The 25,542-nt window shown below is 34.7% G+C and carries 14 protein-coding genes and 2 tRNA genes (1 of these 16 cut by a window edge); 10 read left to right on the forward strand and 6 right to left on the reverse strand.

The features are described 5' to 3' along the window. Together ACFE0M_RS10680 and ACFE0M_RS10685 are read right to left on the reverse strand one after the other, a co-directional pair. Nucleotides 1-56, reverse strand: a tRNA-Lys gene (locus tag ACFE0M_RS10680) (it extends 117 nt beyond the left edge of the window). 190 nt (nt 57-246) lie between these two features. Then, nucleotides 247-319, reverse strand: a tRNA-Lys gene (locus ACFE0M_RS10685). A 237-nt stretch (nt 320-556) separates the two neighbouring features. On the opposite strand from ACFE0M_RS10685, the gene ACFE0M_RS10690 reads away from it, so the two are divergent. Then, nucleotides 557-1,276 (forward strand): hypothetical protein, encoded by a 720-nt coding sequence (locus ACFE0M_RS10690; protein ID WP_434545752.1) that lies wholly within the window; start codon nt 557-559, stop codon nt 1,274-1,276. Between the two features lie 259 nt (nt 1,277-1,535). After that, complete coding sequence (gene rlmD, locus ACFE0M_RS10695) at nt 1,536-2,936, forward strand: 23S rRNA (uracil(1939)-C(5))-methyltransferase RlmD (RefSeq protein WP_434545753.1); 1,401 nt, start codon at nt 1,536-1,538, stop codon at nt 2,934-2,936. Here rlmD and ACFE0M_RS10700 read toward each other — a convergent pair whose 3' ends face one another. Further along, on the reverse strand, nt 2,937-4,889 hold the full coding sequence (locus ACFE0M_RS10700) for an OmpA family protein (protein WP_434545754.1): 1,953 nt from the start codon (nt 4,887-4,889) through the stop codon (nt 2,937-2,939). Between the two features lie 197 nt (nt 4,890-5,086). Here ACFE0M_RS10700 and lon point away from each other — a divergent pair, with 197 nt between their 5' ends. The 7 genes from lon to ACFE0M_RS10735 all read left to right on the forward strand — a co-directional run bounded on the left by lon (nt 5,087) and on the right by ACFE0M_RS10735 (nt 19,244). Continuing rightward, entirely contained in the window at nt 5,087-7,582 is a 2,496-nt protein-coding gene (gene lon / locus ACFE0M_RS10705; RefSeq protein ID WP_434545755.1) for an endopeptidase La, read from the forward strand. Further along, nucleotides 7,579-8,628 carry a type IX secretion system protein PorQ gene (gene porQ, locus ACFE0M_RS10710; protein ID WP_434545756.1) on the forward strand — a complete coding sequence of 350 codons (1,050 nt, stop codon included), beginning with the start codon at nt 7,579-7,581 and terminating at the stop codon, nt 8,626-8,628. The genes lon and porQ overlap by 4 nt, the downstream gene beginning before the upstream one ends. Further along, nucleotides 8,625-10,013, forward strand: a complete 1,389-nt coding sequence (hslU, locus tag ACFE0M_RS10715) for an ATP-dependent protease ATPase subunit HslU (protein WP_434545757.1) — start codon at nt 8,625-8,627, stop codon at nt 10,011-10,013. Before porQ ends, hslU begins: the two co-directional genes overlap by 4 nt. Nucleotides 10,014-10,136: 123 nt before the next feature. Continuing rightward, nucleotides 10,137-10,865, forward strand: coding sequence for an SDR family NAD(P)-dependent oxidoreductase (locus ACFE0M_RS10720; protein WP_434545758.1), 729 nt, complete (start codon nt 10,137-10,139; stop codon nt 10,863-10,865). A 141-nt stretch (nt 10,866-11,006) separates the two neighbouring features. Beyond that, entirely contained in the window at nt 11,007-15,098 is a 4,092-nt protein-coding gene (locus ACFE0M_RS10725; RefSeq protein ID WP_434545759.1) for a hypothetical protein, read from the forward strand. Between the two features lie 199 nt (nt 15,099-15,297). Beyond that, entirely contained in the window at nt 15,298-17,337 is a 2,040-nt protein-coding gene (locus tag ACFE0M_RS10730) for an OmpA family protein (RefSeq protein ID WP_434545760.1), read from the forward strand. A gap of 143 nt (nt 17,338-17,480) precedes the next feature. Beyond that, nucleotides 17,481-19,244 (forward strand): UvrD-helicase domain-containing protein, encoded by a 1,764-nt coding sequence (locus tag ACFE0M_RS10735; RefSeq protein WP_434545761.1) that lies wholly within the window; start codon nt 17,481-17,483, stop codon nt 19,242-19,244. A 59-nt stretch (nt 19,245-19,303) separates the two neighbouring features. Here ACFE0M_RS10735 and dapA read toward each other — a convergent pair whose 3' ends face one another. Genes dapA through ligA form a run of 3 tightly spaced genes read right to left on the reverse strand, consistent with a single transcriptional unit; the run spans nt 19,304 to nt 22,728 of the window. Further along, nucleotides 19,304-20,206, reverse strand: coding sequence for a 4-hydroxy-tetrahydrodipicolinate synthase (gene dapA / locus ACFE0M_RS10740; RefSeq protein WP_434545762.1), 903 nt, complete (start codon nt 20,204-20,206; stop codon nt 19,304-19,306). Then, on the reverse strand, nt 20,178-20,708 hold the full coding sequence (locus ACFE0M_RS10745; RefSeq protein ID WP_434545763.1) for a DUF6913 domain-containing protein: 531 nt from the start codon (nt 20,706-20,708) through the stop codon (nt 20,178-20,180). Before ACFE0M_RS10745 ends, dapA begins: the two co-directional genes overlap by 29 nt. A gap of 4 nt (nt 20,709-20,712) precedes the next feature. Continuing rightward, nucleotides 20,713-22,728 (reverse strand): NAD-dependent DNA ligase LigA, encoded by a 2,016-nt coding sequence (ligA, locus tag ACFE0M_RS10750; RefSeq protein ID WP_434545764.1) that lies wholly within the window; start codon nt 22,726-22,728, stop codon nt 20,713-20,715. Nucleotides 22,729-23,219: 491 nt separating this feature from the next. Between ligA and ACFE0M_RS10755 the strand changes: the two genes are divergently transcribed. Beyond that, nucleotides 23,220-25,382, forward strand: a complete 2,163-nt coding sequence (locus ACFE0M_RS10755) for a S9 family peptidase (protein ID WP_434545765.1) — start codon at nt 23,220-23,222, stop codon at nt 25,380-25,382. Nucleotides 25,383-25,542 lie beyond the last annotated feature (160 nt).

Genomic DNA, 25,542 nt, shown 5'->3' on the forward strand with positions numbered 1-25,542 from the left:
GAACCCAAGACCCCATCCTTAAAAGGGATGTGCTCTACCAGCTGAGCTAGCGAGTCATGTTTTGATTAGTAATTTATGTAAACCTTGGGTTCGGAACCCAAGACCCTCCCGACTCGCTTAGTCGGGATACTCTACCAGCTGAGCTAGAGAGTCAATTTTTAAAGAAAAAAAATGCCCTAGTTCAATTAACCAGAGCTTTAAAAAGAATTTGTTGTTCAAAATTGTTTTCACAATTTTAAAAAAATGTGACCCGCTTGGGGTTCGAACCCAAGACCCCATCCTTAAAAGGGATGTGCTCTACCAGCTGAGCTAGCGAGTCATGTTTTGATTAGTAATTTATGTAAACCTTGGGTTCGGAACCCAAGACCCTCCCGACTCGCTTAGTCGGGAAACTCTACCAGCCAAGCTAGCGAGTCATTTCAATTAAAATTTTACTCTTGCTAATCCGTTTAATTAAGCAACCCAATTTTGATGAGTAGTGAGTGTTTTAATTGCTTTTAAGGAGTCGTTTTCCTTAATTGCGTTGCAAAGGTAAGTACTAAATAATAAAATGCAAATGCTAAAGTTTAAAATTCTAATTTGTTTTCTTATTCTTTCCGTAACAAATACTTATTTGATTTCAGCGCAGTCCCTTGAAAAGGAATTAGTTAAGGCTGATTCTCTCTATGAAAAAAAACAATACATCACCGCAATAAAAATTTATAATAAAATCTATAAAGAGGGAAAATCGAGCCCTGCAATGCTTTTAAAATTGGCAAGAATTGAAGAAGGCATGAATAATATAGGCGCTTCGATTTATTATTTGGAAAATTATTATCAACAAACCAAAGATGAAAAAGCATTGGATTACCTTAGGGAAAGTACTGAAAAAAAGAATGCTTTAGGGTTTGATTATGGCATTGGCTATAAAGCTGATTTATTTTATAAAGAATGGAAAATATATTTTAAGCTATTCTTTTCGATCATTTTGTTTTTGGGTTTAGGCATGATGATTAAAAATCAAAAATCAACTGCGAAAAAAAGATATTATTTTACAGTTGCTCTCATTCCAATTTTGATTGTAGCATTCTTAAATAATTACGAAGGAAGGTCAGAAGCCATTATCACTACTAATCCTAGCTTTCTTCATGAGGGGCCCTCAGCAGGGGCTAACTTAGTGCGCAAAATAGATGTCCCGGCAAAAATTCAAGTCAAAAAACAAGTGGATGTTTGGAGTAAAGTAATTTTCGAAGAAAAAGAAGCTTATATTAAAACTTCTCAGATTAAGAAACTTTGATTTCCCTATGCATTTATCCACCTATGCATCCCAAAAAATCTATCAACGGTATCACGCAATGTAAGCATAAACTTTCCCTCGGTCTGGCGGTTAGAACCATCTGACCGATAAATAGACCTGCCGTTTTTTTAGTTAGTGATTAGACGGTTCTAACCATAATAAAATAAATCCAACATTTTTAACGTCTGAAATAAGCATCTATCATTAATTCTCTATCCAAGCTTTCCCCTTCAAAATTATTAGCCTAATTTTGCAGGCTATGGGAAGAAAACCGCATCCAATTATAAAAGAATTAACAATTGAAAAGATTGCCTCTGAGGGTAAATCAATAGGCTACTACAATGATAAAGTAGTGTTTGTAGCCAATACTGCCCCCGGAGATGTTATTGACGTCAGAGTTCATAAAAAGAAGAAGAGCTTTTTAGAAGGGAGCGCTATCAAATTTCATAAAAAATCAGAGATGAGGATAGAACCCTTTTGCAGTCATTACGGAGTTTGTGGTGGTTGTAAATGGCAACATTTAAGCTATGAAGACCAGTTAGGCTTCAAAAGTGAACAAGTAAAAGACGCTCTGGAAAGAATTGCAAAAGTTGAGCTCCCCGAAATCCAGCCTATTCTGGGTTCTCAGAATACTACTTTCTATCGGAACAAAATGGAGTACACATTCTCTAACAATAGATGGTTAACAACTGAAGAAATTGAATCCGGAAAAGAATTTGAATCAGATGCATTGGGTTTTCATATCCCAAAAAGATTTGATAAGATCGTGCAAATAGAAAAATGCTATTTACAGGCTGATCCTTCCAATGCGATCCGAAATTCGGTTGATAGATTTGCAAAAGATCATAACATTACCTATTTCAATTTAATTAAGCAAGTTGGTTTTTTAAGAAACTTGATCATCCGTACCTCTTCAACTGGCCAAACCATGGTTATTTTGCAAGTTGCGGAAGAAAATGAAGAGTGGCTTAATATGATGTTGAATCATATCAAAGAGACCTTCCCTGAAATTACATCACTACTATATATTCTCAATCAAAAAGGTAATGAAACTTTTCATGATTTGGATGTGAAAGTTTTTCATGGAAAAGACCATATCATTGAGGAAATGGAAGGTCTGCAATTTAAAATCGGCCCTAAATCCTTTTACCAAACCAATTCAGAACAAGCTTACGAATTATATAAAGTAGCAAGAAATTTCGCTGATTTAGAAGGTGATGAAATTGTTTATGATCTATATACTGGTACTGGGACAATAGCAAACTTCATTGCCAAAAGTGCCAAAAAAGTAATTGGTGTGGAATATGTACCTGAAGCCATAGAAGATGCTAAAGTCAATGCCCAACTCAACAAAATTGAAAACACTGCATTTTTTGCTGGCGATATGAAAGATGTTTTCAATGATGAGTTTTTAGCACAACACGGAAAAGCTGATGTTATCATAACTGATCCTCCAAGAGCTGGAATGCATCCTGATGTGATCAGTACACTACTGAATATTGGTGCTAAAAAAATAGTCTATGTTAGCTGTAATCCGGCAACTCAGGCAAGGGATTTAGCTTTATTAGATGAAAAATATAAGGTAACTGCTGTTCAACCTGTAGATATGTTCCCTCAAACTCATCACGTGGAAAACGTGGTTTTATTGGAATTGAAATAATTATTCCGATTTAGGACGGTAGATTTCAAACTCTACCCTCCTATTTAATCTTCGGTCGTCATCAGTTTTTTCATCTTCAACTACTGGCTGACTGTTTCCATAACCTTCTGCCACTACTCTTTCTTCTTCAATTGGATGAAGTATAATAATGTAATCTCGTATGGCATCTGCCCTTTCTTGTGATAGGGATTTATTTCTTAACTCATCACCAGAAGAATCCGTATGGCCGGAAATCTTAAGTTTAAATTCAGGATAATCGAGCAAAAAATCTACGACTTTATCCAAATCACTATACATGTCTGGTCTTAATTTAGCCGAATTTTCTTCAAATTCAATGGATTTAAATCTAATCTTACTAGATATAGGATCGATATTTTTGTTCATCACCGTATCGCCTGACAGGAAAAACATTTCTTCTATTCTGAAAAGTTTATCTGACTGCACCACCATTACATAATTCGCATTATTGATCAGATTAAACTCAAAACTCCCATCCTCTCTTGTGAATTTAGGCGCTATTTCAATACCATTTTCTATATCTACAATAGATACAATCCCCCTAAAGGGTTCACCCTTAACCGTATCCGTCACAACACCAGACACTTTGGTATTAGCACCCGGTTGGGCTTCCATAGGCAACGGAAAGGAGAATAAATCGAGATTGCTGCTTCTCATTGAAGAAGAACCAGCATAAAACAAATCTTCTGATTCGGAATCAATGGTAAAATAATATTCATCCCCTTCTGTATTGATTAATGGGCCAATATTTTGAGGTTCATCCCATAAAAAAGATTTAGCATTGGCCTTATAAATATCAAAACCACCAAAATTCAATAAATGCCCGTTGGAACTAAAATAAAGAATTTTATAACGAGGATGAATAAATGGACTTACTTCATTACCTCTTGTATTGACAACAGGACCAAGGTTTCTGGCTCTTGTCCAATTACCATCAGCATCCTTAACTGAAAAGTAAATATCCGATAATCCAAAACCGCCAATTCTATCTGACGCAAAAAACAATGAATCACCAGTTACCGATAGAGAAGGGTGGGAATCCCAGGCTTTGGAATTTAAGTTTGCTCCTAAATTAACCGCCTTGCTCCAGGTACTATCCTCTTGAAGATGAGTTTCATATAAATCACAATTCCCAAACCCATCCGGAGAGCCACATCGGGCAAAGATGATTTGATTACCATCGGCATTTAAAGTAGCTGAACCCTCGTTATATCTACTATTTATATCTCTTAATTGAACGGCATCTTGCCACATGCCATCCTCCTGTTTTGCTATATATAAATCCTCATTGGAATTGCTTGATAATAAACTACCGCTCAGACTTCTCTTAGAAGTGAAAATCATTGTTTTATTATCCAAGGTCAAAGCAGGGGCATAATCTTCCATGTTTGAATTGATTTGCTTTCCCATGCTAAGTAAAATACCACGGGGAGGAACAAGTGTATCTATGGACTGTCTAAAATCTACCAATTCATAATAATAATCAATAGGTACGTAATCATCTGTCTGCTCAAGTTGTACAGAATCCATGAAAATCTCCATTTGCTTAAGATCAATTCTACTTTGATGATGTTTTAATGCCAGTCTGTAGAGACTCTTAGCCGTTTCAAAATCCCCATAGAGTTCCTCCATTTTCGCCAACTGCCAAATCAAACGCGTGTCTTTATAGAAATTTTCTGTGGCAAATTTCTTAACATAATCTTCTAATAAATCTTTAAATTTTTCCCAATTTTTATTCTCCTGTGCCCTATTAATTTTATTCATGGCATTTTCATCCTGATAAAAATTAATTTGATTTACATTTGGGAAATAAAACGGAAATAGTTCTTCAGCTTCTTTTCTCGATAATTCAACTTGAGGATTGAATTGACCTATTAGATCGACTGAAATAAATAGTAAGCTTAGGAAAAAGCAATATATAAATGTGTGCTTCAAGACAATTTGATAGTTTTACGGTAAATATGTCAGTATATTAAGTTATAATATCCGAAAAATGTCGGAATTACATTTAAAATAATTCTAAAATTACCAATTATTTTATTGGCATAACAATTGAAATAGGCAAGCATCCTAATAATTAGGACAAATAAGAGATTTCAAATGCCATATTGGCTGAAATATTAAATATATATATGGATTCAATAATTAAGCATCAACAAGTATTTTCAGATATTAATGATGACGAGACTGGTGAATTAATTCAACTCATCTCAACAGATGAGGAAAATAGTATGCGTGAAGATGAATTACCTGATCAACTTCCAATTTTACCTATTCGTAATACTGTTCTTTTCCCAGGAGTTGTCATTCCCATCACCGTAGGCCGTCAAAAATCAATTAAACTAGTTAAAAAAGCTTATAAAGGCGATAGAATAATTGGGGTAGTTGCACAATCAAACAGTAAGGTTGAAGATCCTGGAAAAGATGACATCTACAGTATTGGTACTGTTGCCAGAATTCTTAAAATGATTGTTTTGCCTGATGGTAATACCACTATCATTATTCAAGGAAAACAGAAATTTGAAGTAAAGGAAGTTGTTCAGGAAGATCCATTTTTAGTTTCTACTTACCAAGAACTGGATGATGAGGAATTAGACCCTAAGCAAAAATCCAATAAAGCTGTAATTCAGTCTTTGAAAGATGCCGCTAGCAAAATATTAAAACTTAACCCTGAAATTCCTCAAGAAGCACAGGTGGCCTTGGATAACATAGAAAACCCTAATTTCTTAACCCATTTTCTATCATCCAATATCAATTCTGATGTAGCAGAAAAACAAAAGCTATTGGAGAAAACCAATGCTAAAGAACGTGCTACATTGCTTTTGGAATTCATGTTAAAAGATATCCAGATGCTGGAATTGAAAAATGAAATCCATAAAAAGGTTCATACCGATATAGACCAGCAACAAAGGGACTATTTTCTTCGACAGCAAATCAGAGTTTTACAAGACGAATTAGGACAAGACAGCCCAGACCAAGAATTGGATAACTTGAGAATGAAAGCTCAAGAAAAAAAATGGTCAGAAACTGTTCAAAAGCATTTTGATAAAGAAATAGATAAGCTTTCCCGCATCAATCCACAAGCAGCAGAATACCCTGTGGCGATGAATTATGTGGAATTGTTATTGGAATTGCCTTGGGGCGAAATGACCAAGGATAATTTTGACTTAAAAAGAGCTAAGAAAATATTAGATCGTGATCATTATGGTCTTGAGAAAGTTAAAGAAAGAATTATAGAATATCTTGCTGTATTGAAATTAAAGCAGGATATGAAAGCTCCAATCTTGTGTCTATACGGACCTCCTGGAGTGGGTAAAACCTCATTAGGTAAATCCATTTCTGATGCACTGGGCAGAAAATATGTTCGCATGTCATTAGGTGGCGTGCACGATGAAGCAGAAATTCGTGGTCATAGAAAAACCTATGTGGGCGCCATGCCAGGCAAAATCGTTCAAAACATGAAAAAAGCAGGGAAGTCTAATCCTGTTTACATATTGGACGAAATTGATAAGGTAAATTCTGATTTCAGGGGCGATCCATCATCCGCTCTGCTTGAGGTTTTAGATCCTGAGCAAAATGAAACTTTCCAAGACAATTACCTGGAAGTGGAATATGATTTATCAAACGTATTATTTATTGCAACTGCCAACTCATTGGATACCATTCACCCGGCCTTGAGGGATAGAATGGAAATCATTGAGGTCACAGGCTACACTTTAGAAGAAAAGGTAGAAATTGCTAAGAAACATCTAATTCCTAAGCAGAAAAAAGAACATGGATTAAAAGCCAAAGATGTTACTTTCAGTAGAAAGGCTATTGCTAAAATTATTGAAGACTACACTCGCGAATCTGGTGTTAGGGGTTTGGAAAGAACGATTGGAAAAGTAGTGAGAAATATTGCCAAATCCATTGCGATGGAAGAGGAATTCAATAGCAAAATTGAGCCTCAAGATGTTTTAAGAATTTTAGGTGCAGAATCATTCGAGAAAGAGATCTACCAAGACAATGAAACTGCAGGATTGGTAACAGGCTTAGCTTGGACGTCAGTGGGTGGTGAAATATTATTTATTGAATCAAGCTTGAGCAGAGGTAAAGGTAAATTAACTCTGTCTGGGCAATTGGGAGATGTGATGAAAGAATCAGCCATGACAGCCCTCTCCTATTTGCGTTCTCATGCTGATGAATTGGGGATACATCATAAAATATTTGATCACTACGATCTTCATATACATGTTCCAGCTGGGGCAGTACCAAAAGATGGCCCATCTGCTGGTATTGCGATGATTACCTCTTTGGCATCCATCTTTACCCAAAGAAAGGTTAAATCAAGATTGGCCATGACAGGTGAAATTACCTTAAGAGGTAAAGTATTGCCAATTGGAGGTTTGAAAGAAAAAATATTAGCCGCCAGAAGAGCTGGAATTAAAGATGTTATTTTATGTCAGCGTAATAAAAAGGACATAGATGAAATAGATTCTCGCTATATCAAAGGCTTGAATATTCATTTTGTAGATCAAGTAAATGAGGTCTTGGAAATTGCTTTATTGAAAGAAAAAATCAAAAATCCAATTGATTTTGTGATCCCAGAAGAAGACAATAAAAAGACGGTTCAGGCTAGCACCTTATGATTAGGCAGAAGGTCATAGCAAGCCTTGTCATTTTAAGTCTGACCATCTCCATTTCATTTGGTCAGATAGGAGGATTGCGTGCCTTCGAATTTTTGGAAACCCCCAATCATGCAAGAGTAGCTGGATTGGGGACAGTCAATGTAAGCTCAAATGCAGGGGATCTCAATATGATTTGGCAAAACCCTGCATTGTTGAATTCAGAAATGAACGGACAGCTATCATTTAGCTTGAATCCCTATTTTGCTGATATTTATAATAGCCAAATTACCTATGCACAAGAATTCGAAAATCTAGGGATTTTTAGTTTTGGTGTTAGCTATTTTCATTATGGGCAGTTTGAAGGTTTTGATAATACTGGTAGCAGGACTGAAGATTTTAGTGCTTCAGATTATGCCATTCAAGTGAGTCATTCAAGAGAAGATGGGATTTTTCGATATGGGGCTAGTTTAAAATTTGTAGCCAATCAAATAAGTGGATTCAATCAATCCGCAGTCTTAACAGATTTGGGAGGAGCATTCGTACATCCTGAAGAAGAGCTAAGTTTGGGATTGGTCATTAAAAATTTAGGTTTTTTTACCTCAAAATTTGTAGATGAAGGTAGAAATTTACCTTTTGATGTACAATTAGGCGGAACCTATAAACCTGAATTCATGCCATTCCGTTTCTCACTAACATTGAACCGGCTTTATCAATATGATTTAAGCTATTTTGATGAAAGTCTTTTGAGTGATGATGATAATGTGGTATTTACGGACGTGAACAATAATCCACCTTCTACTTTTGATAAAATATTTCAGCATGTAACCATTGGAACAGAGGTTGTTTTAGGAAAGAATGTGAATCTTAGAGCTGGTTATAATCATTTAATAAGACAATCATTAAGAGCTGAACAAGTAGGCGGAGCAGGTGGTTTTACATTTGGAGTCTATTTTCAAACCAAAAAATTTAATATGGCTTATTCAAATGCCATTTACCAAGCGGGTGGTTTAGCCCATTTTATAACGCTAGGAAGTAATTTGAAAGAAATTGTAAAAAAGAAATCATGAACAAGAATTTATTTTTGACACCGAAAGAAATCGTTGCGGAACTTGATAAATATATTATTGGACAAAATGACGCTAAGCGAAATGTAGCTATTGCCTTGCGTAACCGCTGGAGACGGATGAATACTCCTATGGAAATACAAGGAGAAATTGTTCCCAATAATATTTTAATGATTGGAGCAACTGGGGTTGGTAAAACCGAAATTGCCAGAAGATTGGCCAAAATAGCGGATGCTCCATTTACGAAAGTGGAAGCCTCCAAATTTACGGAAGTGGGATATGTAGGACGAGATGTGGAAAGCATGGTACGTGATTTGGTAGAGCAATCCGTAAATTTAGTGAAGGCTGCCAAAAAAGAAGAAGTAAAGGAAAAAGCTTCACAGGCAGTGGAAGACATCATTTTGGATGCTTTGATTCCACCCATGAAATCAACAAACCAGAGACCTGTTAATACAACGGCTGATAATCAAGTTCCTGAGAATGATTATGAGTTAAACCAAAAAACCCGAGAGCGATTCAGAGAAAAATTGCGAAATGGGGAATTGGAAGACCGTAAAATTGACATCAATGTAAAAACCCCTGCCAACAATGGCATGGGCATGATAGGTGGAGGAATGATGGATGAAGCATCTATGATTAATCTTCAGGACATGCTCAGCAACATGATGCCAAAGAAAAATAAGAAGCGGAAAGTCACCATTGAAGAAGCCAGGAAAATTTTGATTGATGAAGAGGTTTCTAAGCTGATCGATATGGATGAAGTGAAGGAAGAAGCCATCAAAAAGGCGGAAAACACTGGTATGATTTTCATAGATGAAATTGATAAAATTGCCAAAGGAAGTGGGAATTCAAGCGGTGGAGATGTGAGCCGAGAAGGTGTCCAAAGAGATCTTTTACCCATAGTGGAAGGAAGTGCAGTGAACACTAAATATGGAATAATTCACACCGACCATATTTTGTTTGTGGCAGCTGGAGCATTTCATGTTAGCAAACCATCTGACTTAATTCCAGAATTGCAAGGTAGATTCCCGATTAGAGTAGAATTGGACAGCTTGACTAAAGGTGATTTCTTAAGAATTTTGAAAGAACCAAAAAATGCCCTTACCAAGCAATATACAGCTTTAGTAAAGGCAGAAGAGGTAGAATTACAATTTGATGATGAAGCATTAGAAGAATTGGCTGAAATAGCTTATCAAGTAAATTCTGAGGTTGAGAATATCGGTGCCAGAAGATTACAGACGGTGATGAGTAAGTTATTGAATGAAATGTTATTCGATATTCCAGATAAAATTGGCCCTAATGCCAAAGTAATCGTCACCAAACAAATGGTAGGCGAAAAATTAGATGGACTGGTTAAGGATAAAGATTTGAGTCAGTATATACTTTAATCTAAATATTATTGACATATAAAGCCCGAGATTCACATTGGAATTTCGGGCTTTTTTGTGTCTTAAAAAACAAAACTTAAAATCTTCTCATTCGATTATATAAGAATAGCATTAACACAAAATATGAAAAAATCACTATTCATCATTACAGGAGCAAGCAAGGGCATTGGAAAAGGATTGGCTGAAAAGGCCTTAAAAGAAGGTGCTGAGGTTTGGGGAATCAATAGAACTCATTCCATTGAGCATGAAAATTATATAGCCTTAACTTATGATTTAGCTAACATACCCAATCTACTAAAAGAGCTTCCTCAATTGTTTTCAAAAGCAATAGATTACGAAAAAATTGTCCTCATTAATAATGCCGGAACCTTGGGTGATATTGAACATTTAGGAAACATTGAAAATGATAGCATTCCGCATTTATTTGATTTAAATGTTAGCGCCCCTCTCCTATTGATGAATCAGTTTATGAAAGTTTTTAAAGATTTTAAAGGAGAAAAAATCATCATCAATATCAGTTCTGGCGCGGGCAAAAATGCAGTGGATGGCTGGTCAGGTTATTGTGCTTCCAAAGCTGCTTTGGATATGGCATCAAAAGTAGCTGCCAAAGAGGCTGAAATGGATGGAACAGGATTTATCATTAAAGCCATTGCGCCTGGAGTAGTGGACACCGAAATGCAAACTCAAATCCGCAGTACGAACGAAAAATCATTCAGTGGAGTGGATAAATTCAAAAACTTGAAAGCGGAAAATCAGCTAAGCAGTGAGGAAGAGGTAGCTGAAAAGTATTTTCACTTTATAGATAATTTGGTAAAGTATCCTGATGTGATTTTGGATGTGAGGCACGTTTAATTCTTTCACCATAATTTAGATATTAATATATAGTTGCGGTTTTAATTACTGCTACTTAAATATTAAAAATTACAGTTAGTTTTAGTTTATAAATCCCAACTATTTCATCCAAAAAGCTTATCTTAAGCTTTTAGATTTTATATGAACCGAAAACGTAAAAGATTATACCGCACTATCGGCTTTGCCATACTTATTTTTGCTATTGGTTTCATTGTAAATGACCAATTAAGGAAAATGGGTAACAGAATTTCGGGTGAATATTTACAAGAACTCATTTCAAAAGAAAGCAAAGGACTTTATCGAATAGCTTTTGAGGAAATAGATTTAAATATACTTAGAAAATCCATTAACATCAGAAATCTTGAACTTCAGGCAACTCCCGAAAATCGAGAGGATTCTATCAATGCCAAAAATATTTATGAAGCACAAGTAGCAGAAGTTAACATTTCGCTAGAGTCGGTTATCAGAATTTACACAAACAAGGAATTGGTAGTAGATGGAATTGAAGTAATTGACCCAAAGCTATTTATGACCAAAGTAAATCCTGAAAAGGAGCCCCTGAAATTTGGCCGGGAAACAGGTGAGCTTTATGAAATCATTTCGGAATATTTAGACTTACTACATGTAAACTATTTAAAAGTAAGAAGCGGAACTGTCGATCACTCACCCAGTAATTTCAGACTAAAAGCCATTGATTTTTCCGTGGAGGATTTCACAGTTTCTCAAAACCAAAAAAGGAAAAAAATATTCTATTCCGAAGCAATTAACCTTGGGGTGGATCAACAAGCCATTTTATTGCCCGACAGCATACATGAATTGAGCTTTGAGGGATTCGAACTTTCTACCAAAGATTCCATACTCAATTTCAATAATTTTAAAATTCAAGCACGAGATGATGTTGATGCTGTGGAAGTATTTAAAAATCAAAACCAGAATGTTTATGATATTGATATCCCAACCTTAGAGCTCAAAGGAATAAATTACCTTAAAGCTTATGAAGATAACTTTTTGGTAGTGGAACAGGTCAATATTCCAAAACCCAAAATAAAAATCCAATCCGTTTTAAAATCTAAAAAACAAAATACCGAACAAGCTGAAAACAGCATAGGTGCCTCACTTTTAGCACTTTTTGATTTGATAAAAATAAATGATTTCAAAATTAATGAAGGTGGCCTTAATCTTACCTTAAAAGGTGATAATCAACAAAGGTTTTTATCTGACAACATCAGTATTGATTTATTCAATATTGAATTAGATTCTACCCAAAGAGACATTCAGAATATCATACATTATTTTGAACATGCCACTGTAGAAATAAATGATTATGATTATTTATTGCCCGATAATCTTCACAATATCAAATTCAAAAAATTAAACTTCAATACAATTGACTCAACTATGCTGGTCCAAAATCTAGAGATTAAACCATCAAGAAGTTTAGATGACAGCACTTTAACTCAATACAACCTTAATCTGCCTATTTTGAAAGTGGAAGGAATAGCACATCGGGATATATATGATAATGACAGAATTGATTTAAAAAATTTGGCACTAAGAAATGCCACTATCACAATTACACCTCCCTATTTAAAAAGCGATAGCATTCAAAAATCCATCATTACACCTGAAAAATTATATAAAATTCTAGGTCGAAATTTTAATGAAATAAAGTTAGATAAATTCTCTGTACTTAATTCCAATTTAAATATAGGAAACATATTTTCAGGGAAATCGCTGAATATTCAATCCCAATTTTTACAAATTGATTCAACGCTAAAATCATGGCATAAAATAGCCGATAGTACTTTAATGAATGGGCAGGAATTAGTTTATAATTTGGAGAAAGGCCAATTAAAAATCAGTACATTTCAGTCTGAGGACAATCTTCACTCACTTGACTTAACCAAATTGGATCTTACATACGAAAACTTAAGAGATCAGATAAAAGTTGATTATTTGAGCTTTAAGGGCGTTCAATTGGATAGTATTCTCAATAAGAAAAAAATTAACATTGACAGTATTACCCTATTTAAACCTCAACTGGAAATCAGCTATAAGGACTTAAAGCAAAAATCTACCCAAAACAACGATTGGCAATTTCCTGAAAAACCAATTAATATTCTATTAAAGGAAGGCGAGCTAAAATATCAAATTGATGAATATCGAGATCTGAATATAGCAGATTTTAACATTGAGGTCAATTATCAAAATGAATTAAAGCTGTTTCAAATCTTTGCAAATGAAATAATACTAAAAGATGATAAGCTAAAGCATCAAATCTCAATAACAAAATTGAATTTACCCAAAAATCAAAATAAACTAATGCTTAGTGATGTTGAGATAAAGCCCCAGAAAAAAAATGACAGCTTGTCTTTATCCATAAAAATACCAGAAATCAGTTTTATTAACTTTAATAAAGATGCTGTTTTTCAAAATAAAAAATTTGAAGCTGACAGCATGTTGACAAGTATAAGTCAACTGAATTATATCGGATCAACTGAATTAAAAAAATATCTTGAAACCGAAAATGATATTGATGGTGAATTTAAATTTTCTGTTAATGATGCAAAAATTAATTTGACAGCTTCCAATATTCTTTTGCTTAATCAAGAAAATAAAAAAAGTAAATTACTCATCTCAAATGCAATATTGAATATCAAAAATTTAAACTTCCCAAAAATACCAAATCAAAACCTAATTTATGCTGAAGACTTTGATCTAAGTAGTAAAAATTTCACTTATTACTCTCCTGAGCTAGACACTATTTCAATTCAAAATATTAACTATAGTAGTGTAGAAGAATTGGGTGAAATTCAATTGTTTAATTTCAATGGGGCAGATAGTACTACTAATTTGAAAATAGAAGAAATAAAAATGCTAAATGCTAATTTGACCAATTACATCAATAATAATTGGATAGATATTCGGGAATTTAGCAGCAAAAAAACCACTATTAATATTAAAATCAGGAAGCAGGATCAATCACAACTTCCTAATAGAATTAATTTTCCTTTTAAAAGGTTAACAATCAACAAATTAAATTCAAATGATATCAACATTAAAATAATTCATCAAGAAAGAAATCGAAATTTTTATGTTCGTCAAGCCAATTTATCCATTAATACATTATTCTTAGATTCTACCTTAAATCCAAAAGAAATTCATCATCACATAAAATCATTGGTATTCAGTGGGAAGAACTACAGGGAAAATTTCGGAAAGCATTATACCGTTTTTGCAGATGATTATACTTATCGTTATCCAGAATCCAACTTTGAAGCTGTTGATATCAAAATGCGTTCAAAATATGACAGATTTGAATATAGCGAACATATTAAATCTCAAAATGATTGGTTTCAATTAGACATTGCTACATTAAAACTAAAAAATTTGAATGTTGATAGTTTACTAATAAGCCAAAAATTTATACTCGATAAAATCACAGTTGATAAAGGGAATTTTACAGTATTCCGTGATTTAAATGTTCCTCACAACGATGACCGAAAAGTACCCATGCCACAACAAGTACTTGCACAATCTGATTTTGCCTTTAACGTGGACTCCGTATTTGTAAACTCTGATATACATGTGCATATTGTCCCAAAGGAAGCTTCAGGTATCGGGACTATGACCCTAAATATTGATAGTGGTTATATTTTTAACATGAGAACCCGCCATTTTAAAAACAATAAACCAATGCTTTTAAAAGCAAAAGGAAGTTTAAATGAAACAGCCAATTTTAACACAAAAGTAGATTTCCCTATACCATCTGAAAATGGTGAATTTCATTTTGTGGGGAATATTGGCCCAATGGATTTAAAAAATTTAAATGAAATGTTAATTCCCTTGGGAGCAATTGAAGTCCGATCAGGTTATAATGAGGGTGTAAAAATAAATTTTAAAGGCAATGATGATTTTTCGGAAGGCTTAATGGAGTTCCAATACAATAATCTTAAAATTGATATCTTGGACAGGGAAACTTATCAATCCAAAGGTTTTGGCAATAACCTTAAAACTATATTTGCTAACAGCTTTGTAGTTAGTTCAAAAAATCCAAGATGGTTCAAGTTACAGGAAGGGAATATCTTTTTTGAGAGAATAAAAAGCCGTTCCATTTTCAACTATTGGGCAAAAGCCTTACTGAGTGGTGCTGTTAGCAGCATTGGTATCAATAAAAGTAAAGAGGAAGCCAAGGCATATTACAAGGAAAACAAGGATATTATTGAGGAGTAATTTTATTCTTTCACATTCAAACAGCTCACCATTTCTGAAATAAAAGTTTAAAATATCATTTCAAATCTGAGTAAAAAATAAAGCCAATCCAGGTAATAAGATACAATCTAATTGTAAATATTACAGACAAATGGATATTATTAATCGATGAATAGCTATTTTTCTTCTTTTTGTTAATATTTACAGTAAAATATCAAATATGAAAAAGCTATTATTTCTTTTTTTACTACTCCCTAATTTCATTTTTGCTCAAAACGAACAGGTTTTATATCAATTGGTAGAACTAAACAAAGAAGTTAATTCCCGATATCACGAAAGTGCTCCACTAGTTACACCAGACAATCAAAGATTATATTTCACTATATCAGACCATCCAGAAAACAATGATGGGCGGGATAATTCCCAGGATATTTGGTATTCGGATAAGCAAGCAGACGGAACTTGGGGTAAAGCAATCCATATGGAATCGCCCTTCAATAAAAGAAAATTCAATCAAGTATATACCATTTTAGATGATGGAAATGCACTTTTTATTAGAGGCGGAAAAAATAAAAACAAGGATGGCTTTTCTATTGTAACTAAAGAGAGTAAAGGTTGGAGCAGACCGGAAGAGCTGGAAGTAGAAGGATATGAAAACATGAATAATGGAGTTTTTTCAGGAGCTACCATCAGCGAGGATCGTAGCGCTATCATTATTTATATGAATGAACGCTCGAAAAAACCTTATAGTGACCTTTATTTAAGCCTTCGAAAAGCAGATGGTTCGTATTCCAAACCAATAATGATAGAATCTTTAAGCACCTATAAGGATGAATTCGGCCCTTATTTAGCTGAAAATGACCAAGTCATGTATTATGCTAGCAATCGCGATGGTGGACTGGGAGGAGTGGATATTTGGAAAGTAAGAAGATTGGATGACAGCTGGCTGAAATGGAGCGAACCTGAAAATATTGGGCCGCCCATCAATACTGATGGTTTTGACTCTTATTTTTCGGTGGATGAGTCCGGTAATAATGCCTTTACGACCCGGACCTATGTCAGTGCTGACGGAAGTAATATGAACATCTATGGCCTAATTCCTAAAGCAAAAATTACTTTAAAAGGAAAGGTTTTGGATGCAGTAACTAAAAAACCACTAGATGTTTACTTAACTGCAGAGCCCGAAGACGATAAACCATTAAATTATCAAGTTAAACCCGATGGGAATTATCAATTCATCACCTATAAAAACAAAGTTTTCAATTTTATTACAGCCAAAATTGGCTACGAGCAATTCAATGAGTCTTTAGATTTATCAGAAATATTAAAAGATACGGTCATCAATAAGGATTTGTACTTAAATCCCATCAAAACTAAAGTCTCTTTAAGCGGACTGGTTACTGATGCTAGAACCCTAAATCCTGTAAATGCAGTAGTAAAAGTAGAGAAAAATAATTTCATAGATTCTACAAGAACAAGGTTTAAAGACGGTGGATACAATATTAGCTTAGATGGTGCTGGTGAATACTATATAAAAGTAATTTCAGATGATTATGAAGATGTATCCGAAGCCTTTACGGTAACTATTCCTAAAGGCGAATATGCCTACGAAATCAGAAAGGACTATCAAATGAGCAAGGCTATTAAGCCTTATATAGTTTCGGGAATTGTAATAGATGAAAAAACTAAAGAACCATTAGAAGCAGAATTGAGCTTTGAAATACAGGACACTACTTTTAGCAGTTTAAGCAGTAATGCAGATGGTACTTTTCAAATAAAAATTTTGAAACATGGAGAATTGGTAATTAGAGGTAAGAAAATAAATTACCTGAATCTGGAGGACAGTTTGACCATAACCGATAATCAAGATTTTAGAGAATATTCCACTACATTGGAAATGTCACCAATTGAAGTAGGTAAAACTGTCATTATCAACAATATCTATTTCAATTTTGATAAAACCACCTTGAAAGAAGCTTCATTTCCGGAATTGGATAGGTTGACTGATTTGATGACTCAAAATCCCGGTATTAAAATAGATATCATTGGTCATACTGACAGCAAAGGAAGTGACGATTACAACCTAACTTTGAGTGAAGGTAGGGCACAATCCGTTATGGAGTATTTAATTGAAAAAGGAATTGCGGAAGAAAGAATGACTGCAACAGGAAGGGGTGAAACCGACCCTATAAGCAGTAATGATACAGATGAGGGTAGGGCTCAAAACAGAAGAGTAGAATTTACTATTGTGGCGAAATAAACAACTTATATCCAATATTTGAAAATTGGATATTTATAGTTTTGCGCTTATTGAATTTTCAATAATTTTAAGATTAAAAATTAAATCCTTAACAATTTTTAAAGTAGCGAAGTACAAAAGGATGCGCTTAAAATTATCAACCAATGCAATTAACCAAAGAACAATCCTCCATTATCAAATCCGAAGGCAACATCAAAATCAATGCTGTCGCAGGCTCAGGTAAAACCACTACTTTGATTTCCTATGCTGAAAGCCGACCTAAAAACAGTAAAATTCTCTACTTGGCCTTTAACAAATCTGTAAAGTTAGAAGCTAGCAAGAAATTCAAATCCAAAAAGCTTTTCAATGTAGATGTACAAACTGCCCATTCATTGGCTTTCAAGTATGTTGTAATGGGAAACAACATGGAAATCAACAGCAATGGGTATAAGAACCATGAATTAGCTGAAATTTTGAAAATAAAAGGAACGAGTGAGCCTTTGGCAGAAATGATTATTGCCAACCATATCAATAAATTTTCTGCATATTTCTGTAATAGCAGTGCCTCAAAAGTTGAGGAATTGAATTATCAGGATACCATATCTGACAAAAAAGCAAAAGCTTTTGTGAAAGGTAATTATTCCTATATCAAAAAGAAAACCCGGGAGTTTCTGGCTAAAATGAACCGAGGAGAAATTGCCATAACCCACGATTTTTATTTGAAGAAATTTCAACTCATCAAACCACAGCTAAAATATGATTACATCTTATTTGATGAAGGTCAGGACGCCTCTCCTGCCATGCTGGATGTATTCCTCCATCAAAATGCCGTGAAAGTAATCGTGGGTGACACGCATCAACAAATTTACTCATGGCGCTATGCGGTAAATTCATTGGAAATGGTGGGTTTCAAAGCTTTTGAATTATCCAGTAGTTTTAGGTTTAATGAAAAAATAGCGCAATTAGCACAAGCGATAGTAGAGCGAAAAAAGCATCTTTACGCTGATGTAAAATTTAAAATTAATGGAAAGGGAGAACCTTCAAAAGGACAACAAAAAGCCGTTTTGGCTCGGACAAATCTCGGATTATTGACTAAAGCCATCGACTACATTTCCGAAAGGGAAAATTTAGAGGGTATTTATTTTGAAGGTAATATCAATTCTTATACCTATGCCGATGACGGCACTTCCCTTTATGATGTATTAAACCTTTATAATGGCAGAAGAAAATTCATCCGAGACCCCTTGATCAAAAAGATGAGCACCCTAGAGGATTTGGAAGAATATATTGACAAAACAGAAGATATGCAACTGGGTATGATGGTGGAATTGGTACGGGAATATGGCAATGAAATTCCCGGCTATATCAAACAGCTTAAGGAAAAACATGTGGAAAATGCTGATAGAGATAAAGCCAGTATTATTTTCTCTACAGTTCACAGATGCAAAGGAATGGAATATGATTCTGTGAAGTTGGTGAATGATTTCCTGACGGAAGAGAAACTCAAGAAATTAGCCCAGCAAAAAGATCTGCCTGATTTGATAAAGCAAAAATTGAATGAGGAAATCAATTTGCTATATGTGGCCATAACCAGAACTCAAAACAAACTCTACATTGAGGAAGAACTTTTACCTGATAACTGGACTAAAAATGAGCAAATTGTTTTACTAAAGAAAAAAGAAGATAGTGATGAAGCATCCATTAAGGATTTAAAACTCAACAGCTTCGAGGAAAAAGCTTATGATATTGAAGCAATTAGAAAGAAGCACAAAAAAGCCTATGCCCCTTGGAATGACGAATTGGATAAAGAATTAAAATATATGTTTGAAGAAGGCCTAAGTACCAAGGATTTAGCCAATCATTTTGGGAGAACTAAAGGCGCTATAAGGGCAAGGATCAAGAAATTGTATTCTTTTGAGGATTTATGATACCCAATGTTTTTTAAATTGTAGATGCAAGACATGCCTTGCATCTACAATTTAAAAATTTATTTCAACCCAAACTCCTTAATTTTCTCTGCAATTCTTTTCGACAAACCATCAGTTGCTGGCAACAATGGCATCCTAACAAAATTTTCACATACCCCTTGTTGGCGTAATGCCTCTTTTGCTCCTATCGGATTACTTTCCTCATACATCAATGGATTGATAGTCAATAATTTAAAAAGGCTTTCATTTGATTTTGAAAAATCACCCTTCAAAGCATTATGAACCATATCGGCAAAGACTTCCGGAAATGGATTGGCCATTACAGAAATTACACCTACTGCACCTAAAGTGATCATGGAATTAGTCAGTAAATCATCACCGGAAATTAGTAAGAATTCATCAGGCTTGTTGGCCATAATTTCCATGCACTGACCTAAATCACCTGAAGCCTCTTTTATACCAATAATATTATCATGCTGTGCTAATCTTAAAGTAGTATCGGCTTTCATATTGGAAGCTGTTCTTCCAGGCACGTTATACAAAATGACAGGCACAGGTGAAGCATCTGCGATTTTCACAAAATGTCGATAGATTCCTTCTTGAGATGGTTTATTGTAATGAGGTGAAGCGGAAAGAATAGCATCTACTCCTGATAAATCCATTTCACCTAAAAGATCTATAACAGCCTGTGTGTTATTTCCACCAGCTCCAAATACGATAGGTAAATTCTTAGGATTGTGCGTTTTTACAAAAGCTAAAATCTCCTGTTTTTCTTTTAAGGTGGTAGTAGCAGATTCGCCTGTGGTTCCTTGTACCACAAAGTAATCAGCTCCTTTGGCAGTATGCTCCAAAACCTTCTCTAAAGCTTCTCTATCTATTGTTAAATCTTCCTTAAATGGGGTAATTAATGCGGGTCCCACCCCTGTAAATCTTTTAGTTATTTCCTGAAATTTTTCTGACATAATGAATAATCTCTTCTGTTAAAATTTTAGTATCTCCACTTTCTTTAGGCTTTATCATCAATTCGAAAAATGAGGCTAAGTCTTCTGTTGGTTGATAGGCTCCAATTCTTGTGTCTGATTTCGAATGAACTAACAAATATTGCATGTATAAGTTAATCGAATCATCCAAACAAAATAAATATTCTAACTTTTGATTAAGAAAACTCAAAAAATACGGGTTGTCAATCTTACCAAAAAAGCCAACATCCCTGTCTTCAAAAAAATCAAAATAAAATTCAAAATTTTGAGTGGCTTTTGGTTTATAGGCTAATGCAGTCACCTCTATACCATCCGCTTTTAGCGTTTTAATGAATTTTTTGACTGCTTCGTGCTTTTTTAAATCATCAAAGGAAAAAATAACCCCTACCTTCTTAAGCTTATTGTAAGGATAAGCCTGATGTAGAAATTTACTTTTCTTCTGTCCTCTTTTAACTTTATATGATAAAATCTTATGCTTAATCACTGTTTTAGTTTTCTTTTATCAGGCTACGAAATGCTGCTTCATCAATAATTCTAACCCCTAATTTTTCTGCCTTTTGCCTCTTGGCAGGCCCCATATTTTCTCCAGCCACTAATATATCTACTTTTCCTGAGATAGCCGAAACTACTTTGCCGCCATATTGCTTAATCACTTCTTTAATTTCATCTCTGCCATAATGCTCAAACACTCCGGAAACTACTAAAGATTTGCCTTCTAACTCATTACCTTTTTGTTCGATTATAGTTTCCTTGATTTCGAATTGTAAGCCGGCAGATTTCAAACGCTGAATTAATTCAATATTATCGTCATCCTGGAAGTATTCCACCACGCTTTGTGCAATTCGATCGCCAATTTCAGGAACTTCTACCAATTCTTCAAAGGATGCCTTAGACAAATTATCAATATTCTTAAAATGAGCTCCTAATTTTTCTGCTACTGTCTTTCCCACAAAGCGAATGCCTAGGCCAAATAAAATATTTTCAAAAGGAATTTGCTTAGATTCCTCAATTCCTTTTAGAAGGTTTTTGGTACTTAAATCCTTAAATCCTTCTAGTTCAAAAACATCTTCGTAGGTCAAGTCATAAAGATCGGCTATATTTTTAACCAAACCCTTTTCATACAACAAATGAATGGTTCGTTCACCCATGGAATCAATATCAGCTGCTTTTCGCTGAATATAATGCTCAATCGACCCTTTGATTTGTGGTGGACAGCCTTTTTTATTCGGACAATAATGAACCGCTTCTCCTTCAGCTCTCACTAATTCTGTTCCACACTCTGGGCAGTTTTTAATATACTCCACCTCAGTGCTACCCAAATCTCTTTTAGTTAAATCTACTCCAGTAATTTTTGGAATAATTTCGCCCCCCTTCTCCACATGGACTGTGTCCCCAACTCTTAAATCCAACCGAGCAATTTCATTAGCATTATGTAAAGATGCTCGTTTAACCGTTGTTCCAGCTAAAGAAACAGGCTCTAAATTGGCCACGGGAGTTACTGCTCCAGTTCTTCCGACCTGATAAGTAATCTCCTTTAATATAGTGGTAGCACTTTCTGCTTTATATTTATAAGCAATTGCCCAACGCGGACTTTTGGCTGTAAAGCCTAATTGCTCTTGCTGTGCCAGACTATTAACTTTTATCACAATTCCATCTGTATCAACTGGCAAAGAATGTCTTTTTTCTTCCCATTCATTTATGAAATCAAATACTTCATTGATGTTTTGGCACTTTTTATAGGTTTGAGATACATTAAATCCAAATTTCTCCAATTGATGAATGCCTTCTTCATGTGAATCTATAGGCAAATCTTCACCCGCATAGGAATATAAATAGCAGTCTAATTTTCTTTTGGCAACCACTCCTGAATCCTGCATTTTCAATGTTCCTGAAGCTGCATTTCTTGGGTTTGCCAAAAGCGCTTCTCCATTTTCTTCTCTTTCTCTATTGATTTCATTGAAAGCTTCTCTGGGCAAAAACACCTCACCTCGGGCTTCAAAATACTCCGGGAATTGTTCACCTCTAACTTTTAGAGGAATTGTTCGGATGGTTTTGGCATTATTGGTAATATCATCTCCTTTGGCTCCATCTCCCCGGGTCACCCCTCTAATTAATTTACCGCTTTCATAATGTAAACTGATGGCGACCCCATCGAATTTAAGCTCACAAAAATATTCATACTCTTCATCGCCCAATCCCCTTTTTACTCTACCATCAAAATCATCCAGCTCTTCTTTGGAATAAGTATTACCTAGAGAAAGCATTGGGATTTTATGCTCAACCGTTTCGAAATTCTTCGTGATATCACCACCCACTCGCTGACTTGGAGAATCTGAAGTTTTCAAATCAGGAAATTGCTCTTCCAATTCCATGAGTTCTTTAAGCATCATATCAAACTCATAATCAGAAATTTCAGAAACACTTTCCTGATAGTATTTATAATTATAATAATGAAGCTTTTCGCTTAACTCCTGAATTTTTTGTTCGGCTGCTTTTTTATCCATTCTACTTCTGAAGGCTTAAATCACAAATCTAATGATTTGCCTATTTGTTTGGGTAAAAAGTGACTAAAATTTGATGTGGGGAAGAAAGGTTCTCAGATAATTGGCTCAGTGCGTCATTCCCACGAAGGTGGGAATCTATTGATTTTAACCAAAGGTTAAAATATTAACTTCGCTGGATATCAGTTTACTTATTTCAGTATTTCATACCCATTATTTCTTGGCTAAAATAATTAAAACTTCGTTTTAATAAGACAAGATTCCTACCTGCGTGGGAATGACGTAGGGAACGACTGGTATCAAAAGGATTACTAAATTATAAATCAATTATCAGCATATCAAAGAATTAGCACATCTACAACTTGTCAACAAGCCAACTTGAAAACCTGCCAACCTAATCTACCACTCAACCTCTCCTCTTCCCTTTAAATCTATTTCATTCTTTCAATTTGCAAAAAGCTTACTATTTTTGATTTTAAATCAATTTCTAAAACATGAAAAACCTATTATTTATACTTTGTTTTATTAGTACGAGCATTGTTTTCGCTCAAAAAGAAATCACCGTTTCCGACATCTATGAGAAAGGCACTTTCCGCCAAGAATCCGTTTACAATGTCAATTGGATGAATGACGGAAAATTCTATTCCGCTTTGGATGACAATAAAGTCCAAAAAATTGATGTAGAAAATGGAAAGGTTCAAGAAACTTTAGTGGATGGAGACAAATTGGAGCCGGAACTTAAAATTAGAAGTTATTCCTTCAGCAAGGATGAAAAGAAATTATTGTTGGCAACCGCTGTGAACTACATCTACAGAAGATCATTCACTGCCCAGTATTACGTTTACAATTTGGAGAATAAAAGTTTAAAGCCACTATCTGAAAACCCTCAGATGTTTGCCACTTTCTCTCCAGATGCTAAGAAAGTAGCTTATGTATTTGAAAACAACATTTACATCTTCAATTTAGCATCTGGAAATACTACTCAAGTAACCTCAGATGGAAAAGTAAATGAAATCATCAATGGAGGATCTGATTGGGTGTATGAAGAGGAATTTTACGTTACTAAAACCTTCTATTGGTCACCGGATAGCAAGAAATTAGCATTCTATACCATGGACGAAAGTCATGTAAAAGAATATACATTACAGAAATGGAATGACGGAGAGTTGTATCCAGAAAATTACGTTTATAAATATCCAAAAGCAGGAGAAGCCAATTCTTATGTGTGGATTTCAGTTTATGATTTAGCTTCCGAGAACACTAATAAAATGGATATAGGAGAGGAAAAAGACCAATACATTCCTCGTGTACAATGGACAAAGGATTCTAACTTATTGAGCATTATCCGGATGAACAGAAGACAAAACATTTTGGAAATCCTCCATGCCAATGCAACTACAGGTGAAAGCAAAGTAGTGCTAAAAGAAGAATCTGACACCTATGTGGCTTTGAACTATTGCGATGATTTAACTTACACCAATGACGGGAAATATTTCATTCAATCTAGCGAAAAAGATGGATATAAACATCTTTATCTCTATACTTTAGATGGGAAATTAGTAAGACAAATTACAAAAGGAGATTGGGAAGTAGTCAGCATCGTGGGTATTGACCAAAATGATAGCAAAATTTATTATATCAGTACTGAGACATCTCCTTTAGATCGAACTTTCTATTCCATTGGACTAAATGGAAAAGGAAAAAAATTAATGGGAGAAGAATCAGGAATGACCCGCATCAATATAAGCAATGATTTTCAGTATTATTTGAAATACTATAGCAATCCAAGCACTCCAAATCGAGTTAGTTTACATCAAACAAAAGGCAACAAGGAATTAACTGTTTTAAAGGATAACGAAAGTTATCGCGCAATCACAGAGGAATTCGGTTTTGTAGAAAAAGAATATTTCCAGTTTACCACTTCAGAAGATGTAAGTCTTAATGGCTATTTCCTAAAACCAGCTAATTTTGATGAGTTAAAGGAATATCCGGTAATAGTTTACCAATATAGTGGCCCCGGCAGTCAACAAGTGCAAAATGCATGGGGCGGAGGACATTTCAATTGGCATCAGATGATGACGCAGAAAGGTTATATAGTTGCCGTAGTTGACCCAAGAGGAACAGGAGGAAGAGGAGAAGCTTTCAAAAAAATGACCTATCGTCAATTAGGAAAATATGAAACCCTGGATATGATTGAAACAGCTAAATACCTTGCAAGTTTAAATTATGTGGATGCAGAAAGAATCGGTATTTGGGGATGGTCTTATGGTGGCTATATGGCCGGAAATGCTATTTTAGATGGCGCTGATGTTTTTAATGCAGCTGTGTCTGTGGCTATGGTTTCCAACTGGCGATATTATGATACCATTTATACTGAACGCTACATGGACTTGCCACAAGACAATGCGGACGGCTATGATGATAATTCTCCACTTAGCAAGATTGATAAATTGGAAGATCCATATTTGATAGTGCATGGAACGGGAGATGACAATGTACATGTTCAGCATACCATAGTTTATCAGGACGCGCTTCTGGAAGCAGGAAAACAATTTGATTTGTTCTATTATCCAGATAGAACTCATGGAATTGGAGAACAAGGCGCCAGGCCTCACCTATTCAGAATGATGACTCAATGGTGGTTGGAAAATTTATAAAACTTAAAAGCCCGGTGAGAATCGGGCTTTCTCTTTTTCTCTAATCCCAATTCAAAAAGCTGATAATGTTTAACAACCCCTAAAAAACAACTTTATTTCCATTTATTTTAATCCTATTTCTTAACAAATAATGAAACAGTACCTTCTCTAGCATGCATTA

The organism is Marivirga sp., assembly GCF_051117495.1.
Lineage (GTDB): Bacteria > Bacteroidota > Bacteroidia > Cytophagales > Cyclobacteriaceae > Marivirga.